16 protein-coding genes are annotated in these 17,945 nt (G+C 56.8%); 8 read left to right on the top strand and 8 right to left on the bottom strand.

The features are described from left to right. Positions 1–149 precede the first annotated feature (149 nt). The gene (locus tag NITLEN_RS00825; protein WP_121987685.1) at positions 150–1,226 is read left to right on the top strand and encodes a cytochrome-c peroxidase; all 1,077 of its coding nucleotides are present in this window, start codon (positions 150–152) and stop codon (positions 1,224–1,226) included. Positions 1,227–1,274: 48 nt separating this feature from the next. Here NITLEN_RS00825 and NITLEN_RS00830 read toward each other — a convergent pair whose 3' ends face one another. Both NITLEN_RS00830 and NITLEN_RS00835 read right to left on the bottom strand, forming a co-directional pair. Continuing rightward, positions 1,275–1,637, bottom strand: a complete 363-nt coding sequence (locus NITLEN_RS00830; RefSeq protein ID WP_121987686.1) for a c-type cytochrome — start codon at positions 1,635–1,637, stop codon at positions 1,275–1,277. Positions 1,638–1,731: 94 nt separating this feature from the next. Next, entirely contained in the window at positions 1,732–2,151 is a 420-nt protein-coding gene (locus tag NITLEN_RS00835) for a hypothetical protein (RefSeq protein WP_121987687.1), read from the bottom strand. Between the two features lie 349 nt (positions 2,152–2,500). Between NITLEN_RS00835 and NITLEN_RS00840 the strand changes: the two genes are divergently transcribed. The 3 genes from NITLEN_RS00840 to NITLEN_RS00855 all read left to right on the top strand — a co-directional run bounded on the left by NITLEN_RS00840 (position 2,501) and on the right by NITLEN_RS00855 (position 7,202). Further along, entirely contained in the window at positions 2,501–3,985 is a 1,485-nt protein-coding gene (locus NITLEN_RS00840) for a mechanosensitive ion channel family protein (protein WP_121987688.1), read from the top strand. A gap of 181 nt (positions 3,986–4,166) precedes the next feature. Further along, the gene (locus NITLEN_RS00850) at positions 4,167–4,400 is read left to right on the top strand and encodes a CHASE2 domain-containing protein (RefSeq protein WP_121988526.1); all 234 of its coding nucleotides are present in this window, start codon (positions 4,167–4,169) and stop codon (positions 4,398–4,400) included. 237 nt (positions 4,401–4,637) lie between these two features. Further along, a complete protein-coding gene (locus NITLEN_RS00855) occupies positions 4,638–7,202 on the top strand; it encodes an AsmA family protein (RefSeq protein WP_121987690.1) in 2,565 nt (854 codons plus the stop codon). A 1-nt stretch (position 7,203) separates the two neighbouring features. On the opposite strand, the gene NITLEN_RS00860 is transcribed toward NITLEN_RS00855, so the two are convergent. From NITLEN_RS00860 to NITLEN_RS00875, 4 genes are all read right to left on the bottom strand, one after another. After that, positions 7,204–7,938 carry a cytochrome b5 reductase family protein gene (locus tag NITLEN_RS00860; RefSeq protein ID WP_121987691.1) on the bottom strand — a complete coding sequence of 245 codons (735 nt, stop codon included), beginning with the start codon at positions 7,936–7,938 and terminating at the stop codon, positions 7,204–7,206. Positions 7,939–7,991: 53 nt separating this feature from the next. Then, positions 7,992–8,294 (bottom strand): hypothetical protein, encoded by a 303-nt coding sequence (locus NITLEN_RS00865; protein WP_121987692.1) that lies wholly within the window; start codon positions 8,292–8,294, stop codon positions 7,992–7,994. Positions 8,295–8,672: 378 nt separating this feature from the next. Further along, positions 8,673–10,121, bottom strand: coding sequence for an MFS transporter (locus NITLEN_RS00870; RefSeq protein ID WP_121987693.1), 1,449 nt, complete (start codon positions 10,119–10,121; stop codon positions 8,673–8,675). Between the two features lie 316 nt (positions 10,122–10,437). Then, positions 10,438–10,923: a universal stress protein gene (locus NITLEN_RS00875; protein ID WP_121987694.1), complete on the bottom strand. Its 486-nt coding sequence runs from the start codon at positions 10,921–10,923 to the stop codon at positions 10,438–10,440. Between the two features lie 196 nt (positions 10,924–11,119). Between NITLEN_RS00875 and NITLEN_RS00880 the strand changes: the two genes are divergently transcribed. Together NITLEN_RS00880 and NITLEN_RS00885 are read left to right on the top strand one after the other, a co-directional pair. Continuing rightward, positions 11,120–11,695, top strand: coding sequence for a Tll0287-like domain-containing protein (locus tag NITLEN_RS00880; protein WP_181416552.1), 576 nt, complete (start codon positions 11,120–11,122; stop codon positions 11,693–11,695). A gap of 501 nt (positions 11,696–12,196) precedes the next feature. After that, positions 12,197–12,451: an RNA recognition motif domain-containing protein gene (locus NITLEN_RS00885; RefSeq protein WP_121987696.1), complete on the top strand. Its 255-nt coding sequence runs from the start codon at positions 12,197–12,199 to the stop codon at positions 12,449–12,451. A 201-nt stretch (positions 12,452–12,652) separates the two neighbouring features. Here NITLEN_RS00885 and NITLEN_RS00890 read toward each other — a convergent pair whose 3' ends face one another. Beyond that, complete coding sequence (locus NITLEN_RS00890) at positions 12,653–13,078, bottom strand: OsmC family protein (protein ID WP_121987697.1); 426 nt, start codon at positions 13,076–13,078, stop codon at positions 12,653–12,655. A gap of 135 nt (positions 13,079–13,213) precedes the next feature. Beyond that, positions 13,214–13,774, bottom strand: a complete 561-nt coding sequence (locus NITLEN_RS00895) for a pyridoxamine 5'-phosphate oxidase family protein (protein ID WP_121987698.1) — start codon at positions 13,772–13,774, stop codon at positions 13,214–13,216. Between the two features lie 317 nt (positions 13,775–14,091). Between NITLEN_RS00895 and NITLEN_RS18760 the strand changes: the two genes are divergently transcribed. Next, entirely contained in the window at positions 14,092–15,201 is a 1,110-nt protein-coding gene (locus tag NITLEN_RS18760; protein WP_181416553.1) for a DNA methyltransferase, read from the top strand. A 12-nt stretch (positions 15,202–15,213) separates the two neighbouring features. Further along, positions 15,214–17,943, top strand: a complete 2,730-nt coding sequence (locus NITLEN_RS00905) for an ORC-CDC6 family AAA ATPase (RefSeq protein ID WP_121987700.1) — start codon at positions 15,214–15,216, stop codon at positions 17,941–17,943. Positions 17,944–17,945 lie beyond the last annotated feature (2 nt).

The following is a 17,945-nucleotide window of genomic DNA, read 5'->3' on the forward strand; positions in this document are numbered from 1 at the left end:
AGGACAGTCCCATATTCATGAACCGGAATCAAGCTGCCGCACCTGCCGCTCATACTCGACCGACTGCGCGCGGATCCTGAGTTGTCACCATATGCCCCACACCTATGTTATTCTGTGCACCATCTGCCTTATCCAGGAGGGACACCACGATGCAGACCAAACTGACGTCAGCAGGACTTATCGGAATACTCGGGTTGATCAGTGCCACGGCGCTCTCGTCGTTTGTCCAATCGAGTCAGGCCTCACCGTCCGGCCATGCCCCGCACGGAATCGTCACCATCGACGGCGTGACCGTACCGGATATCGGACCGCTGCCGACCGCAACCCCAACCCCGTCTACAAATTTAAATTACGCGGCCAAAATCGAGTTAGGGAAGCAACTCTACTTCGACGGCCGCCTGTCGAAAAACAACGCGATCTCCTGCGCCTTTTGCCACAATCCAGGAACCGGATTCGCCGACCCGCGACAGACCTCCATCGGGATCGACGGCGGCGTGGGCGGGCGCCAGTCACCGACGGTCTACAACACCGCCTTCAACCACCTTCAGTTCTGGGATGGCCGAGCCCGCTCGCTGGAAGAACAGGCGATCGGTCCGATCCACAATCCAATCGAGATGGGCGAGACCCATGAGAACGTGGTCCGCAAGCTCGGCAAGATCAAAGGCTATCAGCAACAGTTCCGGGCTGTTTTTGGAACAGATGTGAATCTCCAGGATCTGGCCAACGCGATCGCCGCCTATGAGCGGACCATCATCTCAACGAATTCAGCGTTCGACAAATATGCGCTGGGCGACCCAAAAGCTATGGATGAGTCGGCGGTACGAGGCCTGACCCTCTTCAAAGGAAAAGCGCGCTGCATCCTCTGCCATAGCGGTTCGAACTTTACGGACAACCAGTTCCACAATCTGGGCGTGCCGCAAGTCGGTCCGGCCAAAGAAGACCTGGGACGGCACGACGTGACACGGGCGGAGAGGGACAAAGGCGCCTTCAAGACCCCGACCTTGCGAAGTATCACGGAGACCGCGCCGTACATGCACGACGGCGCATTCAAGACGCTTGAAGAGGTTGTGGATTTTCTGAACGAGGGAGGCGGGGCTAACCAGAACCTGAGCGCCTTCGTGAAACCGCTCAATCTGACATCAGAAGAAAAGACCGACCTCGTGGCCTTCCTCAAAGCACTGACGGGAGAACCCGTTAAGTTCCAGATGCCCAAGCTGCCGAAGTAGTGTGTCCCCTGGGCTACTCCGACGTGACGCGAGGCCGAACGCCTCGCGTCACTTCATGAGCGTGCGTATATACACCAGCACATCCCGGATCTGACTATCCGAAAGTTGGCCTTTCCACGCCGGCATGTTCGGCTTACCGTTGTGGATCGTCTTCAGCAGTTCGGCATCAGATTTCTTGCTGGTCGACAGCGACGTGAGATTCGCCGGATCGGGCCCCAAGAGCCGATAGCCGTCTCCCCCGCCGGCAGCCCCGTGACAACCGGCGCATTTTCTGACAAACAGCGTCTTGCCGCGCACCGCATCGCCGCGGGGAACCTCGGAAGCGGGTTGCCCCAGGACGATCCCGCCATAGAGAAGACCGCTCACGCAGGTTGCCAGCACGACCCCACCGCGCCATCTTGCTGTCATCATCGCACCTCCTCACGCCAGGTCCGCTTGATGGTCACACTTCAGAAGGGGGAAATAAAACTGACATGCCAATCCGTCACGGCCACGGATGATTCTGTTAGAACGGAATGCGGAGGCCCAGCTGAAACTCATTCGGCGAGAGCCCTTGCCCGAACTGGCTACGCAACCCGACGTCAGATTGCACGGGAGGAGGACCGATCAATGACCGATTCAAATCCGATGTATACCCGCCGCCGAATCCCGCCCCGAGGTACGGCATGATCGTGCGTCCACCCACTGAATAGTGCCCGCTGATCGACGGAATATCTCGAAAGATCGACGAAGACGGAGAGTACTGCGACAACGAGGCCGGCGCATCGAACGGCCCTTCGGACCCCACGCCTCCCCGGGAAAACTGCTCGTTCAACGACTGCAACGCAGGTGAGTCGACTACGGGAAAATCCTCCGCTGCAGAGGCCCCGACAGAAACGGCCAGCAACGTGAAGACCACCACTGCGATGCGGAGACGAAGATTCATAGAGAGATCATACAAACGAAATTGTCTTCACACAAGTCCGATCCGACATGGCATGCGGGCGCTTCCCGCTACGGCTCGGGAAGGTCCATGAGACGCGGCAACAACGGCACCTTCGAATCACCACGCGCGGAGCAGGCCTTCAGCCATTTCCCCGCGCACGTCCGCGCCTTCTCCTGATAGAGCGGCATCCCGCCGTCATGGCCTTCACGCGCGCACCCATCACCAGGATCCCGCCGTCTTGCATCCTAGGCTTATCCCAGTCTATCTTCTGCCTGGCGCGCCCATACCGGTCTCGGCGGCGCGGCCATAGCATCCGGCGATCACTTCCTATGGCAGCTGGCAAACGACTATGGGCGTAGCGTTGATTCTGAGCCTGATTACCGGCGGACTGCTTGTGTATCTCGGCACCGTCCGTAAAAAACCCGCCGGGCTGGGGTTCTATGTTGGTTGCCTCTCCACGATCGTACTCGTACTTCTGCTCGAGCTCATCACACAGGGATTGATCCCGCACATCCCGCATTGGATACGGCCATGGGCGGCATTCCTGGCCTATCTGGCGATGTCCTTCGTTCTCTTGAAAACCCTCGATCTCCTGTTCATCGAAGACTACCTCATCGAGAAGCGAGGGAAATATATCCCCCGAACCCTCCGCCTGATCTTCCTGCTCTTTGGAGTTACCCTGGCGGCCCTCATTCTGCTCCGGTCAGTTCTCGACGTGGATCCGCTCACATTGATCGCGCTCCCGACCATCGCCACAGCCGTGGTCGGGTTCGCGCTCAAAGACGTCATCGCGCGACTGGTCTCGGGCATCCAACTCGGCCGCATGATCCACGTCGGCGACTGGGTGACCTTGATGGACAAAGAGGGGATGGTCACCGACATCGCTTTCGATTACATCACGATCCGAACCCGCGCCTATGACTACATTATGCTGCCCAACGATGCCGTCTCCCAAACCACCATCACCAACCATAGCCGGCCCGAAAGCCTGTGCGCCCGCGCCATCCACGTCGATGCGAACTATGGCCATCCCCCTATGCAGGTGAAAGACATCCTCGTGCAATCCGCATTAGCGGTTCCTGGCGTCGTGGCCTCCCCCGCGCCGATCTGCTTCGTCGAAGAACTGAAGGAATCGGGCATCGGCTACCAGCTCAAATTTTTCTTCCATGACTACGAACGCTGTGAACGCCTTGCGGGTGAAGTGATGGCCTATGTCTGGTATGCCTTCGAGCGGAATGATATCGATATTCCCTATCCCCAACGGGTCTTGCACATGACCCAGCCCCCTGATCTGACCGCGCTGCGGGCCGCCGAACTGGCCGGCTTCGAGGAACAGTTCCGGGCCATCGATTTCTTAGCAATACTCGACGCAAAGGCCCTCCACTCGCTGGCGGAACAGGCGCACAAACGCGTCTACCTGCCCGGCGAACAAGTCGTGCGGGAAGGCGAATCGGGAGATGAATTCTTCGTGGTCGTGGAGGGCGAGGCTGACGTAGCGATCAAGACAGGTGATCACACGACGTCGGTTGCCGTGCTCAAGAAAGGGCAGTTCTTCGGCGAAATGTCCCTGCTCACCGGAGCTCCGCGTTCCGCCACCGTCCAAGCGACATCTCAGCTGACCGTCACGGTCATCGGCCAGCAGGCCATGCGCCAGATCATCTCCGCGACCCCTGCCCTGGCAGAACAAATCGGCACAATCCTCACGGCACGGCAATCATCACTGACGGCCACGCGCGAAACCGCCGATCGTACCGTCACGCGGAGGTCCGCCACAGAGGAGGGACAGTCGCTCACCGTGAAGATCCTCCAATTCTTCCGCCGATCCGGGAACTGATCCCCGACCGCCTCCTGTCATCGCCGGTGGAGCCGTACGATGCAAGCCGCCACGCGATACCGCAAAATCATCTCTGTGACACTGGTAGGAGGAGCAGTATGGCTTCTCGCCGTGGCCCTACACTGGTCGGGCTGGCTCACCATCACAGAACTCAAGACACTCGACCATCGGTTCCAGCGGTATGCAGATTCCACCAAAGCCGGAAACGACATCGTACTGGTTGCGGTGGATGAGGCCAGCCTGGAATCCTACGGCCAGTGAGTGGCCCTGGTCCCGTGAACGACACGGGTATGTCGTCCACTACTTAAAAGAACCCGGCGCCAAAGCCGTGGTCTTTGATCTCCTATTTCTCGAACCGGATCGGTTGGGGGAGGAGTTTGATGCGGTCGTCGCCGAAGAGATGCGAGCCGCTTGAAACGTCTATCTGCCCTTCCTGATGCAGAACGAGGAGGAGCCCTCCGGCGGCTCAACTGCTTCTCCTGGCGGTGCGCACGAGCATCCGGCGGACATCTTGAAAAATCCACGATCGCGCGCGACTCACCATTCCGGCTACCTCACATTCGGCTGTCGCCGCCCCAGCCTGGCAGCCACTCCCCCGCATTGACCATCAGCCTGGCGCTTCCTATACTGCAAAAAGATTGGAGAGACGCTTGTGAAAATTATCGTCAGCCTGGCGGTCGGATTCGTGCTCCTCCTCGGCGTGATCCTCGCGCTGCCGTTTCTCATCGACCTGAACCAGTATCAGGACCGGTACAAACCGCTGATCGAAGAGGCGCTGAATCGCAAGGTCCAGCTCCAAGACATCCGCCTGACGATCTGGCCCCGCCTCGGCGCCCGTATCAGCGGGGCAGTCATCCTTGACGATCCGGCCTTCAGTGCCGGGCCCTTTGTCTCGCTGACGTCGTTGGACGTTGGGGTGAAACTCCTGCCCCTCTTGAGTCAGCAGGTGGAAGTCGAGGAGATCTCTCTGCGTGATCCGGTCGTCACGGTCATCACCAACAAAGACGGCGTGATGAATGTCTCGACCATCGGGGCCAAGACCTCGACCTCATCCCCAGCAGAGCCTGGCCAGGTTCCGGATTCCGGCGGAAATCCATTACAACTCTTGGCCGTATTCGCGGTTGATCGTGTGTCGATCGAAGGTGGACGGCTGACCTATCGCGATCTTTCGACGGCGCCGGTCACGGAATACCAGGCGCAGGACGTCGAACTCTTGCTGAAGTCCGTCCGTCTCGGACAATCGCCTTCAATCCACCTCAAGACCACAGTCCTGCCCTACAATCTTCCCGTCACGCTGGACGGCGGGTTCGGCCCGCTGGTTGAAACACTCGAAGTGCAGCAGTACGATTTCGCGCTGGGATTCGGCAAGATCGCGCTCGCCGTGAAGGGAGCTCTCGCCGGAGGCAACTTGGATGCGACCCTGTCCGCGCCCGCCATCAACACGGCCGATCTCCCCATCACCCTGCCGCTGCAAAAGCCGGTACAGATCAAGGATCTGCTGGTGACCGCCAAAGCGCCGTACCCGCTTAAGCAGGGTGTGTCGCCGCTGGAGTTGGCGGACATCTCGAATCTGAGCCTGGCCCTCGTCATGGGCGATTCCTCTGTACAGGTCAAAGGGACCGTCCTCAACGGCCAGGCGAATGTGACGCTCTCATCCCCTTCACTCAACACCGCTGATCTGCCGGTCGCCGTCCCGCTGACCAAACCGGTGGAACTCAAGGATTTGTCCGTCACGGCCAAGACACGTGTGCCGTTCATACCGACGGCACCCCCATTGGAAATGGCCGATGTCTCCGACCTGCGTGTCGCCGTCGCGCTGGGCCAATCGCTGATCCATGTGAAAGGCACGGTCCTCAACGGCCAAGCCGCCCTGACCGTATCCTCGCCATCGGTAAATACCGCAGACCTGCCGATTGCTCTGCCGCTGACCAAGCCGATGGAGTTGAAGGATCTTACCGTCACCGCCAGCACACGCAAGCCCTTCAATCCCGCTGCGCCGCCCTTGGATATTGCCGATGTCTCCGACTTACGTGTCGCGGTCGCGCTGGGTCAGTCGCTCGTACACCTCAAAGGGACTGTCCTCAATGGTCAGGCCAATGTGACGCTCACGTCCCCGTCCATGAATACCGCCGACATGCCGGTCTCCATCCCGCTGACCAAGCCGGTGGAGTTGAAGGATCTCACCGTCATCGCCAAAACCCGCAAGCCCTTCAATCCCGCTGCGCCGCCCTTGGACATGGCCGATGTCTCCGACTTGCGCCTTGGTGTGATCCTGGGAAGATCTGTGCTGTCGGTCAAAGGCACCCTGCTGGCCGGCCAGGCGAATGTGACCCTCTCCTCGCCTTCGGTGCAGACCGGAGACCTGCCGGTCGAAACTGGACTCGCGAAATCCGTGGAACTCAGAAACCTGCTCGTGAATGCCAATCTCAAGGGGCCGAACGCGCGTCTCTCCAACGCGTCCTTTCAATTGTTCGACGGCCAGTTCAAAGCAGAGGGAGAGCTGTCGACAGGCTCACAGGCTCCGCCGTTTCGCGGCAAGATCAAGATCGACGGCCTGCAACTCGGCCCCGCGCTGGCGGCCATTAGTCCGAACAGCACGGTCTCCATGAGCGGGACGGCGGCGATGGACCTGGCCGTGACGGGGCGCGGCTTCACCATGCCGGACCTGACCAAGTCCTTAGAAGGACCAGGACATCTGCGGATCAAGAACGGGAAGATCGAAGGGATCAACCTCATGGAGGAGGCCTCCGCACTCTTGAAGGTCGCCGGCCTCTCACCCGATCGCCTCAAAGCAACGGCCTTCTCGGCGATCGAAACCGATGTCATGATCAAGCAGGGACTCGTCACGGTGCAGAAACTGCTGATGGACAGCCACGATTTTCAAGCCACCGGCGCCGGCACTGTCGGATTCGACCAGACGCTCAACCTGGCCGTGAACCTGCATCTCACCCCCGCCCTCAGCCAGAAACTGGCGGCGTCCTCACCCATTGTCAGAATCGCGCTGAAGGACGGGCGGCTCAGGCTCCCCTTCCAAATCGCCGGCACCCTCCAGGCTCCCGCCTACGGGTTAGATACAAAAGAGCTGACGGGAAAAGTCCAAGAGCAGGTGAAAGAACAGTTGAACGAGGCGGTCAAAGGCCTCCTGGAAGACACGACGAATCCCAAAGACCTTCAACAACAAGGCAAAGACCTACTGAAGGGGCTGCTCGGCCGGTAAGCTACGGCAGGATGATGGCGTGCTCGGCATATCCGATGGATTTGAGCGTCGCTTCGATTCCATCGACCATCGGCGGCGGGCCGCACAGAAAGATGACCGTCTCGGCGCCGGGCGGCGGGAGATGCCCGCGCAGCGCCGCCTCGTCGATACGGCCGACGCCTTGGGTCCAACCCGCGGGCGGATTGCTCAAGACATGATAGCAATGAAAGTTCGCATGGACGCGGACCTGCGCATCCCATTCTTCGCGGAAGATAATGTCAGCCTCCGCCTTGTTCGCATACAGCAAGAACAATTCGACGTTCAGGTTCCTGGCAAGAATCCCCCGAATGATCGCAATCATCGGCGTGATGCCAGAGCCGCCGGCCACGAAACCGACTTGCGTCGCCATCCCGTCCACCCAATGGCCGCCTGTAACTGGCCCGCTCATTAGGACGGTTTCACCGATCTGCCGGTCATGGAGATAGCGTGACACCGTGCCAGTCTCATAGCGCTTGACCGTCAGGTCGAAGTGACCCGTGGCGCCGGGCAGCGACGACGGCGTGTAGGGCCGTTTCGCCGGCTTGCCGCCGAGCGTCGCGTGGACATAGAGATGATCGCCGGGCAACATGTCCAGCGTAGCGTGTTCTGGCAGAGCAAAACGAAACGTCTTGGTATCGTGGGTCTCGCGATGAATTGCCATGAGCTCATACGGCACCGGAGTCTTCGACTTGATGCGTGTCACTGATGCCATATTCATAACGTCGCCTTCCGAGTCTGAATGGATCCATCGAAATGAAACGCCAGGCAACCTCAGCGGCCGCCGGCATCGGGGACTTGTACGCTGATTGAAATCGCGCGCCGATCCTCACCGACCTGCGCCAAGATCTTATCGCCGGTCTTCAGCCGGCCGGCTACCACACCGTCGATTTTGGTGGCCGGAGTCACCACGAGGCGGATCTCGTGGCCGGAGATTTCCTTCACAATGAGTTCGTTCCCCTCCCAATACATTACATCCGCTTTGATGGCGGCGGGTGCGGTCGATGCGGCCCCCTCAAGAGCAAATGCGGGAACGACTGCAACGAAGACAAGATAGAGTGCGAGAAACAGTGCCATCACCACACCTCCCTCTCAATAAATGTTGCGCGTACATCCCTATCATACGTTTCTGCAAATACACTCGCAACTGGAGCACCCGGCAGGATGGACGGAATGGCCGAGGCTTGAGCCTAAGGTGAATCAGGTATGCCTCCACCGCTCGTTGTCACGACATTCATGGGAACGTCGTCGAGACTATGTCGATTCTTGTCTTCCCGATCGCGTCGTCCAGAATCATCCCGCAGGATAATCATCACAGTCCCCTACGACCGCTGGATGCACGGCAGCACTCGATTGCGAACAGGATTTCCCGGTGCCGTTTCCGAGGAGGAACGCCAACCAGCGCGACGGACGACCACTCCCTCCGGTGAGGCCTGGGTGGCAGAAACCCTGCCACTACCCTTCTGAGGTCTTCTGCGCAGAGAGAGGCGTGGCAATAGACTCGAGTGACCGGCCCTCTGCCTTGATCCCCATAAACAGCTCGGCGAGGGCGCCGATCAGCATCAATCCGGCTCCGAATAAATAGCCGTAGAAGATACTCGTGGCGGACGATTCGATCAGCTGGCCATACAGCCACGGAGCAACGATTCCCGCTCCCTGCGCGACGACGAAGAAACAGGCAATGGCCATTGCACGAATTTCCAGGGGAAAGATCTCGCTGACGGTCAGATAGGCCGCACTGGCTCCCGCCGACGCGAAGAAAAAGACGGCCGACCAGGCCAGTGTTTGGCTCACGGATGTGAACAGGCCCTGCCAGAACAAATACCCGGTTACCGCGAGCAGGCAACCGGCAGCGGCATAACAGCCGCTGATCATCGGCTTTCGGCCGACGGTATCGAAGAAGCGTCCGAGCACTAACGGGCCGAGGAAGTTGCCCAGCGCAAACGGCAGAATATAGAGACCGATGCTGCTGCTTGGGACGTCATAAAACTTCACGAGAACGAGCGGGTAGGTAAAGGAAATCGCATTGTACATGAATGACTGCGTCGTCATGAGCGCGATCCCCAACAGCGTCCTTCTCGGATAAATCTTGAGGAGCTGCCCGACGACGGTGCCCAGAGTCGCATGCTGCCGGGTATGAATGGTCATCGAACCCTCGGGCGGCGGCAGCGCGGCCAATCTCGTATCGCGCGAGACCTGATCTTCGATCCCGGAGACGACCGCTTCTGCTTCCTCCATCCTCCCGTGGGTCATGAGCCAGCGTGGACTTTCCGGAAGGTGCCGCCGGAGGAACACAATACTCCCGCCCAGGACCGCGCCTAAACCGAAACACAGGCGCCATCCCAACTCTTCAGGGATGAACTGCGGGTTCAACAACACGATCGTGAGCAGCGCGCCGACTGCCGTCCCCAGCCACCAGGTGCCATTGATCGCCAGGTTGGCCTGCCCACGCCAACGGGCAGGGATGAGTTCATCGATGGCGGAATTGATGGCCGCGTACTCTCCACCGATCCCAGCGCCGGTCAAGAAACGGAAGAACATGAAACTTTCCAAGTTCCAGGACAACGCCGTACAGACCGTAGCGCTCAGATAGAGCAGGAGCGTGAGCATGAACCATTTCTTTCGCCCCTGCCGGTCCGTGAGATAGGAGAACACGACGGCCCCGAGCACAGAGCCGGCTAAGTAGGCCGACGCGGCCAGCCCGACTTCGGATTCCGTTAAGTGTAACGTGGTGCTATGAGTGAGGACGGGGCCGAGCGCGGCGACAATGGACACCTCAAACCCATCGAGCATCCACGTGACGCCGAGCGCCGTCACCACCAGCCAATGCCATCGCGACCAAGGCAGGCGGTCCATCCGCTGCGGGATATTTGTGCTGATCGACCCACTCGGTGCTGCGTGCATGAATGATCTCCTCACTCATCAATCTCTTGCTCTTGCAGAACAAGAACCCTGCCGATGCGCCTTGGGACGCCACAGAGCGAGTGATTGATGGAGTCGATGAAATCGTACAGCGGGCAACCACCGTACACAAGTTGTACATCGAAGCGCCGGGCAAGCACGGCGCAGACAGGAACGATGAGCACAGAACCGAAGAAGAAGCGAGGCAGGAAACAAGCTACCGCAAACGGATACACCTGTCGACGCAGAGGCAGCGCTCTAGCATACGCGAGGCTGCCTCTGCCGTTTCCCCTAATGACCGCACAGCGGGACCGTTACATCATTCCACCACCCAAATCGCAAAACCTTTGGCGTCGCGCAACAGTTGATCCGTCACGCCGCCGCCGAACAGACGTTTGGCCAAAGACGTGCCATACCGTCCGACCACGATCGTTTCGTACTGGCCGCTGTGAGCCTCTTCGAGAATATTTCTAGCGATATCGTCTTCATGGCCGAACTGCTTCGACACCCGGCTCGTATCGAATCCGGATTGCCCCAGTGTTTCGCATACCCCCTTTAGGACCTGGCATTCGGATTCGCGCTCCTTCCGAATCCACGCCTGCTGTTCATCGCGCAACCGCCCCCCCAATTGCGCCTCGGTGGCGGGATCTTCCGATCCGCCATGCTCGAGCAATCCCCGCGGCATGGGCTTGAGCACATGAAAGAGCGTCAGCGAAACATCGGGGGTTCGGCGCAGGAGAGAACCGACATACCGAGCCGCGCGATGGGAGTTTTCAGACTCGTCGACAGCCAACAAAATTCTCATACCAGGCTCCTTGATAAGACAGAATAAACGGAAGTTCCCGACATATTAACTCCCGAGAATCAGCCGATTCCAGAGGGGCGTCACCGAGGCGCGCGCACGCACGCACGACGCCCGCCGGAAGTATTTGTACCATCCCGGCAAGAGGACTATGCTGAAACATAGGGTCGGTCCCCACTTTCATGAAGGAGGTCCCGCCATGAGAGGTCTCACATCCCTCGCCCTCGTGATTCTGTCCCTGAACCTGCCGCTGCAGAACGCGGCGCTGGCTGGCGAACAAGCCGGCATCCCGCCGGAAACTGTCGCAAACTACCTCCATGCGGTGATCGAAGCGGATCGGACGTTCTATACCATCCACGTGGTCGAACGACTGCAGAACGGCGGCGGAGCGACGGCCGCCGAAAACTGGCGGGCAAAGAAAGATACGCTCCCCCTGCCGGCCCAGTTCCTCATCGAATCCAGTGCACTCTCAGCCATGACCGGCACACCGGTCCGTTACCGGCTCATCAGTCTCTGGCCGATCAACCCGCTCAATGCTCCGAGGAATACGACAGAGAAGGCCGGCCTGGAGTCGTTGCGCGCACACCCCGAACGAGTCGTGACCGGAACGGTCACGCAAGGGAGCGAGACCTACTTTCAAGCCATCTACGCCGACCGGGCCATCAGTCAGTCCTGCGTGGGGTGCCACAACACCCACCCCCAGAGCGCTAAGAAAGATTTTAAGTTGGATGAAGCCATCGGAGGCCTCGTGATCGAAATTCCGATGGGGCGATAGGGCACAAGCCCAGTCCATTGGCTCGCTCCTTGGCGCCTGCCCGTGTCATTGCGCACGCAGGGGCTACTGTTTGCCTTTCCGGAACTGAGGAGGAATGTCCTTTTGAATGAACGGAGTGGAAGATCGAGAGCCCCAGGTCGCCTCGCACCACTGTGGTGGAAGAAGCCACATGGTCACAACGCTGTGTCGCTTTTGTCAGACGATCATGCGCCAGAGACACAGACCTCTGTGACGCATACAAGAGAGTCGCAACGGCTGCGGATGGGTCTGCGACCAGGGAAAGAATTCAACGCGCCCCGATCACATGCAAGCGCCAAGGGATTTACCTAGTGGCGGGCTGGATATTCGGCTGGTACACTACTAGTACGTAGTCATACAGAAGGGAGACATTGCCTCGCGCAAGAGCTGATACAGAAGCCCTGTGCCTGGCTACGCACTTGGGTGTGCTGTTCGGCTCGTTGCTCGCCTAGACAATGCCGACCTCTCACAAGGAGGTGAGCTATGGCATCACAAATCTACATCAGTGGGTTCCCGCCCTCGTATACCCGAAGTCAGCTCCGCCAGATTTTCGTCCCGTTCGGAAAAGTGGAGTCGGTGCACGTTCTGCGGGATGCCCGAGGATTTTTCGTCGGGGTGGTGCAAATGTCTTCCCCCGATGAAGTGGAGCACATCTTCGGAGCGCAACAGGTCTTCCAAGTCGAAGGCAAGCATCTGGATATCTGGGAACCCCCGGAGACAGAGAGCGCGCAGCGCTGACCGAGTGTGACGCCCGTGGCGCGATGGTCGCGTTCTGCACGTACCACCTTCATCGCCCACTCACATCTCCCCGCTACCGCCTCTCGATTGCCGCGCTGGAAAGAATGAGCGACGGAGCAGAGCTGTGCGTCATCAGGACGGACCTCCGCCTACGCAGGCCCTATGGCTTGCTATCCTCGTGGCGCGCCCGGCGCGACCGCATTATCCTTCCAGCTTGGCCTGCATCGTAATCGTCGTGTTGAGCAGGCGCGAGATCGGACAGCCGGCTTTGGCGGCCTGCGTCGCCTTCTCCCACGCAGCCTGATCCGCCTTGGGCACCGTGCCGTTGACATCCAATAAGATACCCGTCACGGTCCATCCGGCTTCAAGCTTCTCGAACGTCACCGTGGCCGTCGTCTCCAGCTTCTCAGCGACCAGACCGGCCGCGCCCAATTGTCCGGACAGGGCCATCGTGAAGCAGCCCGCGTGCGCCGCGGCGATCAGCTCTTCCGGGTTGGTGCCCTTACCGCTTTCAAATCTTGTCGAAAAGGAATATTGCGTCTGCGACAACACTCCGCTGTCCGTCGATACCGTGCCTTTGCCGGACTTCAAATCGCCTTGCCAGATAGCCGAACCTTTGCGTTGCATAAGACCTCCTGGAGTTACGGAATTACCGACCCGCTCGTGTCTATTCGTGTGTGGGGCGTTCACCCCCCTGTCCTCGCACCCGTACTTCACCCCTGAACTGCTATTGGAAGCCTGGCTTCCCACAAGTTATTTCATTCACGAATTCTCCCCCTTGTGATCCAGGATATTCGTGGGAAGGCCGTCGAGGCTGAGTTGGTTCTTCTCCTTCCAATACTGCCGTATCCCCTCCTCGCCTTTCTTGCCGGCCCATTCGTTCAGCAACTCGCGGTCGCCGGTATAGGAGAGATAAGGCACCGCCATCCCGCAGGAGGTTTGCACAAGATCGAGCGTCATATCGAAAATCTGCCGCGCGCCAGGCAGCGGAGGGAACAAAGAAGATAACTCGCTCCACTCCACGTCACCCTGGTGAATGACGGTCGCCGTTCCATAGAGTCGTAGAATCACCGGCGGCCCCTCAAAGGCGCAGAACATCAGCGTCATGCGCGGGTCATGCTGCACATGGGCCGACGTTTCATTCCCGCTCCCAGTGACATTGAGCCACACCACCCGCCGCGGGCTAAGCACGCGCAACGCATCCATCCCCTTGGGCGACACATTCACTCGGCTCTCCGCCGTGGCGGTGCTGACAAAGAAGATCTTCTGTTTGGCGATGAATTGGATGTGCGAATCAGAAAGTTCGGGATAGCGTTGCGCCATCGTATTCCCCTTACCGTGGCCATGCTGAGCATAATCTAAACGAGGCAGGATTGTGACGAGCAGACAATGCGCTGTCAATCGGGAGCGAGAGGAGATGACACGGATCACGTTACACGCCGGAGAATTTCAATAGATGCGTTGGGAAGAGTGGAAACTGAGTCGGATTGGTGGTCGCTTATACCGCCTTGACTTTCTGTAATTTCAGCCCTCTGTGTGGTACCCTCGCAGCGTCAAAGCTCCTTTGTACATTCAAAGATTCGCCTTCAAAGATAAGACAGATACCACTTTCTGCCATAAACACTATGCGGCCATTTCAGATGAACACCGACCTTTCGCTCTCTTGGGACCACTCTTCAACCGTTCACACTGATTGGACGCTACATCAGATTGCTCCATATATCGGTCGGATGAAAGCTGCAATGGCCCGCGCACTAATTGAGAAATTCACTCGACCAGGCGACTTGGTTGTAGATCCTTTTTGCGGAAGTGGAGTGGTACCCCTTGAGGCTTCTGCAAGCAAACGTCGGGTTGCGGCTGGAGATTGGAGCCCTTATGCCTACATCCTGACCAAGGCTAAGTTAATTCCTCCGCCCACACTAAATACTGCACTGACCAGGTTCGAAACTATATGGAAATCGTCTCGTCGGATTCTTGACAAACAAGACCTTCGAACAGTTCCCAAATGGGTTCGATCATTCTTCCATCCGGAGACGCTCCGAAGCACCCTCGCATTCCGGGACGCTTGCGTATATCAACAAGAGCATTTCCTCCTGGCATGCTTATTAGGGATCTTGCACCATCAGCGCCCTGGCTTTCTTTCTTACCCCAGTAGTCACTTAGTACCTTATCTTCGCAACTTGAAATTCCCGCGAGCAGAATTTCCTGAACTATATATAGAACGTGATGTTAAATCCCGCATGCTTGCCAAAATCGTAAGGACGTACAAAAGATTCCCAATTCGAACTCTGGCAAAACCTAGAGTGTCTCTCGTGGACGCCAGGAGTTTCCCACGCATGCAGGGCATTCACGCAGTCATTACAAGTCCTCCCTACATGAATGAATTGGACTATGTGAGAGATAACAGACTGAGACTCTGGTTCATCGAGAGAAGTCTACCCGCAGGACTCGAATTGGGAACTCTAAACAAGAAGGCGGCCTTCACAGCGCTACTCTCTGGCGTTTGCAGTCGATTGGCTCCAATGATCCGATCAAAAGGTGTGTTCGCTCTTGTCCTAGGAGATGCTACACGCGGCGGACAATCAATAAATACGGCCACGATCGCCAAGCAAGTTTTCTCACTCAACGATGAACTTAATGGCTTCGAGCTGATAGCAGAATACCGAGACAAGATTCCTGACATACGAAGATCCCGAAGGGAATGCAAAGGAACAAAGGCTGAGACGATTCTTGTCTATCGAAACCAATGAGCCTAATAAGCCATGGCAAAGCGATACCAGACTAGGAAACCATCAAAGCAACCAGACCCTTGGTTCATGTCGCTCAAGGGTTGTGATGTCGGCGATTTCCGTCTCGATCACTACATCGGATGTGGACAAATTGGTTATGTGTACAAAGCTATCCGAAAAGATTTGGAGTCGGAAGTTGCAGTAAAGCTGATTAAAGGAACACCCAAAGCAGGATGGCAAACGGAGCTGAAGAAGGTCTCCAAGCTTCATGCAATTCCAGGAGTGGTTCATTTTCATACCCTAGGGACACACCAGATTACTCACGAAAGGCGAACTGAAGTCTTCCAATATACAGTTTGGGACTATATACCCCCAGGCCGTAACTTAAAGACATATCTCCAGGAGATACAATCCTGTCCCGTAAGTTTCCTTCTGGCTGTAATTGAGCGCGTTCTTCACGTTCTCCATGCATGTCGAGCAAAAGGTGTACCTCGACATGGCGATCTTCACGCCGGGAATATTCTAATTGGCGAGCAAGACGACGCTGTACTCGACAACTCCCTTCAGGCAAGAGAGCCTATATATGTTTCTGATTTTGGTTACGGCACATCTGGCGGTGAAAAAAAGCCAAAAGATGACTATCGTGGATTAGCCGCGATTGCCGATGAGATTATTCAGAAAGTTGAGTGGGACGAGGGAAACTTTACGGATCGGCAGATGCTCTACGAAATTAGGACATTTGTCCGCAAACACCTTTATGAAACCTGCCTGAGCGAGCGACATCTTCCGAAAGACCTCCTACAAGTTCTCCGGGATTTCAGGAATCGGGCTCTTGCCCCATCTCCGTCTGATCATTTTGCTAAGGGAGAATCACCTCAACCCAAGTCGTCGCAACTTCCCCCTCCACCCATCATGAAGGTTGGGCAATTTCAAGTCAGTGAGATGCTTGGAGATGAGTGGCAACTGTGGAAACGTTTATTTGTACCTTCAGTACCGGCAAGATCACGAATATTGGAGCCTGACATCTCCACTGTGGTCACGGGGCCTCGTGGATGCGGGAAAACCATGCTATTTAGACGATTGAGCGAGCGCCTTTCTGTCGAATGTGGGCCGATTGATGATTTCCCAGATAGCTCCCTCTTCACAGGTTTATATGTTAACGCGAACGATATCGCCGATGCGTTCTCCAGCTTTCCGTCACTGCCATCGCAAGAGCAAGCTCGCCAGCTAATTTGTTATGCAAACTTGTGCGTTCTTTCAGACTTCCTAGCAATTCAATCGGCCCGTCGCGGACAATTTAATGAGGCAGTTCCAGAGCCTCTTATTTCAATAATGCGTATGTTACTTGCTGGGGACAGTGAGCCACAGCCTCTAGTGGTAGGAGAAGATCCTCTTGATCGATATCGCTCCCTTCTTGAGAGAATCAAATGGAGCTTTCTTAGAGGGGTAGAGCCGAACGTATTCCCAGGATTTGCCGACCTTTCACAACACTCATGGCTTCGCCAGTTCATCTCCTCCATGAGAGGCATTTGCCCATGGCTCGCAAAGAAGTCTGTCTTTCTTTTCATCGACGACTACACTACGCCTCGCGTCTCTATTTCAATGCAGAGAATATTAAACAGACTGCTCTTCCAGCGTAGCAGTGAGTTTGTTTCCAAGGTAGCGACAGAATCAGCAACTACGTTCCTTTCGGAAGATTCAAGTGGGAAGATTCTTCAAGATGGTGATGATTATCACCTCATCGATATGGGCGAGGAATCGCTCTTCATGAGCGAGATCGAACGTGCTCGATTTCTCAATGAAGTATTTGAACGACGTTTACAGTTAGACCATCGCATCCCCTTGGAGAGCAGGAAACTTCCAACACTCCTTGGTAGCCTGGGGATTAGCAAGACCGAATTTGCTCGCCGTCTCCGAAAACAACTCCCAGAAAAATCAGGAGATGATCGCGTTCTAGCCTCCTCCCAGCGCCGTGGCCCCACACGACCTAAAGTGCTTTATCACGGATGGGACACATTCACTTCTCTATGGTCTGGCGATACTAGGACAATGATCCAACTGGTACAGGAGTTACTCGATCAATCGAAAGAACAAGCGGCTACCTTCAGCCCACCACTTGATTCGGAAATGCAGGATCGCGTGTTTAGAAATCGAGGAGGCCAATGGCTAGAGGCGCAGGCTCGCAATCAACCCACAGACAAGGGCTCGGTCGATAAAGCGCTTCTGGAAGTAAAAGAGACCCAGCCTGACTTTCATTTTGCAGGAGGCAACTACGGGAATCACTTGAAAGCAATAGTTGAAGCTTTTGTTGCCTCCGCACGACAACTACTATTGGGACCTACATACAGCATCCGGGAAGGGGCCAAAGTTCGCGATGTTCCTCGAATGGCCTTTCGTATAGAAATTGTAGACGAACTTAGACTCTCCGGCTTGGCCTCAGAGCTCTATAAGGATCTCATTCGGTACGGTTTATTCATGCGCGATGCACGAGGGAAAAGCGTTCGAGGAGCATTTGTTCCGAGGCTATATCTAAGGAGGCTTCTTCTGCCTTTTTGCACTTTAGCACTATCAAAACGGGATAGTGTCTCTCTCTCTTGCGAGAATTTCTGCCTCCTGCTTCTCAAGCCAGACCAGTTCAGGCTGTCAATCAGCAGACAGGGGGAACGCTTTGCCGCACAGGGCACTGGCCAGATCGATATGCCATTTGATCTAAACCAAATGGACTCACGATACGACGACCTTAGCAATGAGGAATTCTTGTGAGG

It is taken from the genome of Nitrospira lenta (genome assembly GCF_900403705.1).
Classification (GTDB): Bacteria; Nitrospirota; Nitrospiria; order Nitrospirales; family Nitrospiraceae; genus Nitrospira_D; species Nitrospira_D lenta.

Excerpts from the sequence above, each read along its gene's own strand:
- NITLEN_RS00865 (WP_121987692.1), bottom strand. The coding sequence starts at position 8,294 with ATGGCACTGTTTCTCGCACTCTATCTTGTCTTCGTTGCAGTCGTTCCC.
- NITLEN_RS00875 (WP_121987694.1), bottom strand. The coding sequence starts at position 10,923 with ATGAGAATTTTGTTGGCTGTCGACGAGTCTGAAAACTCCCATCGCGCG.
- NITLEN_RS00850 (WP_121988526.1), top strand. The coding sequence starts at position 4,167 with ATGCAGATTCCACCAAAGCCGGAAACGACATCGTACTGGTTGCGGTGG.
- NITLEN_RS00870 (WP_121987693.1), bottom strand. The coding sequence starts at position 10,121 with ATGCACGCAGCACCGAGTGGGTCGATCAGCACAAATATCCCGCAGCGG.
- NITLEN_RS00895 (WP_121987698.1), bottom strand. The coding sequence starts at position 13,774 with ATGGCGCAACGCTATCCCGAACTTTCTGATTCGCACATCCAATTCATC.
- NITLEN_RS00835 (WP_121987687.1), bottom strand. The coding sequence starts at position 2,151 with ATGAATCTTCGTCTCCGCATCGCAGTGGTGGTCTTCACGTTGCTGGCC.
- NITLEN_RS18760 (WP_181416553.1), top strand. The coding sequence starts at position 14,092 with ATGAACACCGACCTTTCGCTCTCTTGGGACCACTCTTCAACCGTTCAC.
- NITLEN_RS00890 (WP_121987697.1), bottom strand. The coding sequence starts at position 13,078 with ATGCAACGCAAAGGTTCGGCTATCTGGCAAGGCGATTTGAAGTCCGGC.
- NITLEN_RS00830 (WP_121987686.1), bottom strand. The coding sequence starts at position 1,637 with ATGATGACAGCAAGATGGCGCGGTGGGGTCGTGCTGGCAACCTGCGTG.
- NITLEN_RS00840 (WP_121987688.1), top strand. The coding sequence starts at position 2,501 with ATGGGCGTAGCGTTGATTCTGAGCCTGATTACCGGCGGACTGCTTGTG.
- NITLEN_RS00825 (WP_121987685.1), top strand. The coding sequence starts at position 150 with ATGCAGACCAAACTGACGTCAGCAGGACTTATCGGAATACTCGGGTTG.
- NITLEN_RS00885 (WP_121987696.1), top strand. The coding sequence starts at position 12,197 with ATGGCATCACAAATCTACATCAGTGGGTTCCCGCCCTCGTATACCCGA.
- NITLEN_RS00860 (WP_121987691.1), bottom strand. The coding sequence starts at position 7,938 with ATGAATATGGCATCAGTGACACGCATCAAGTCGAAGACTCCGGTGCCG.
- NITLEN_RS00880 (WP_181416552.1), top strand. The coding sequence starts at position 11,120 with ATGAGAGGTCTCACATCCCTCGCCCTCGTGATTCTGTCCCTGAACCTG.
- NITLEN_RS00905 (WP_121987700.1), top strand. The coding sequence starts at position 15,214 with ATGGCAAAGCGATACCAGACTAGGAAACCATCAAAGCAACCAGACCCT.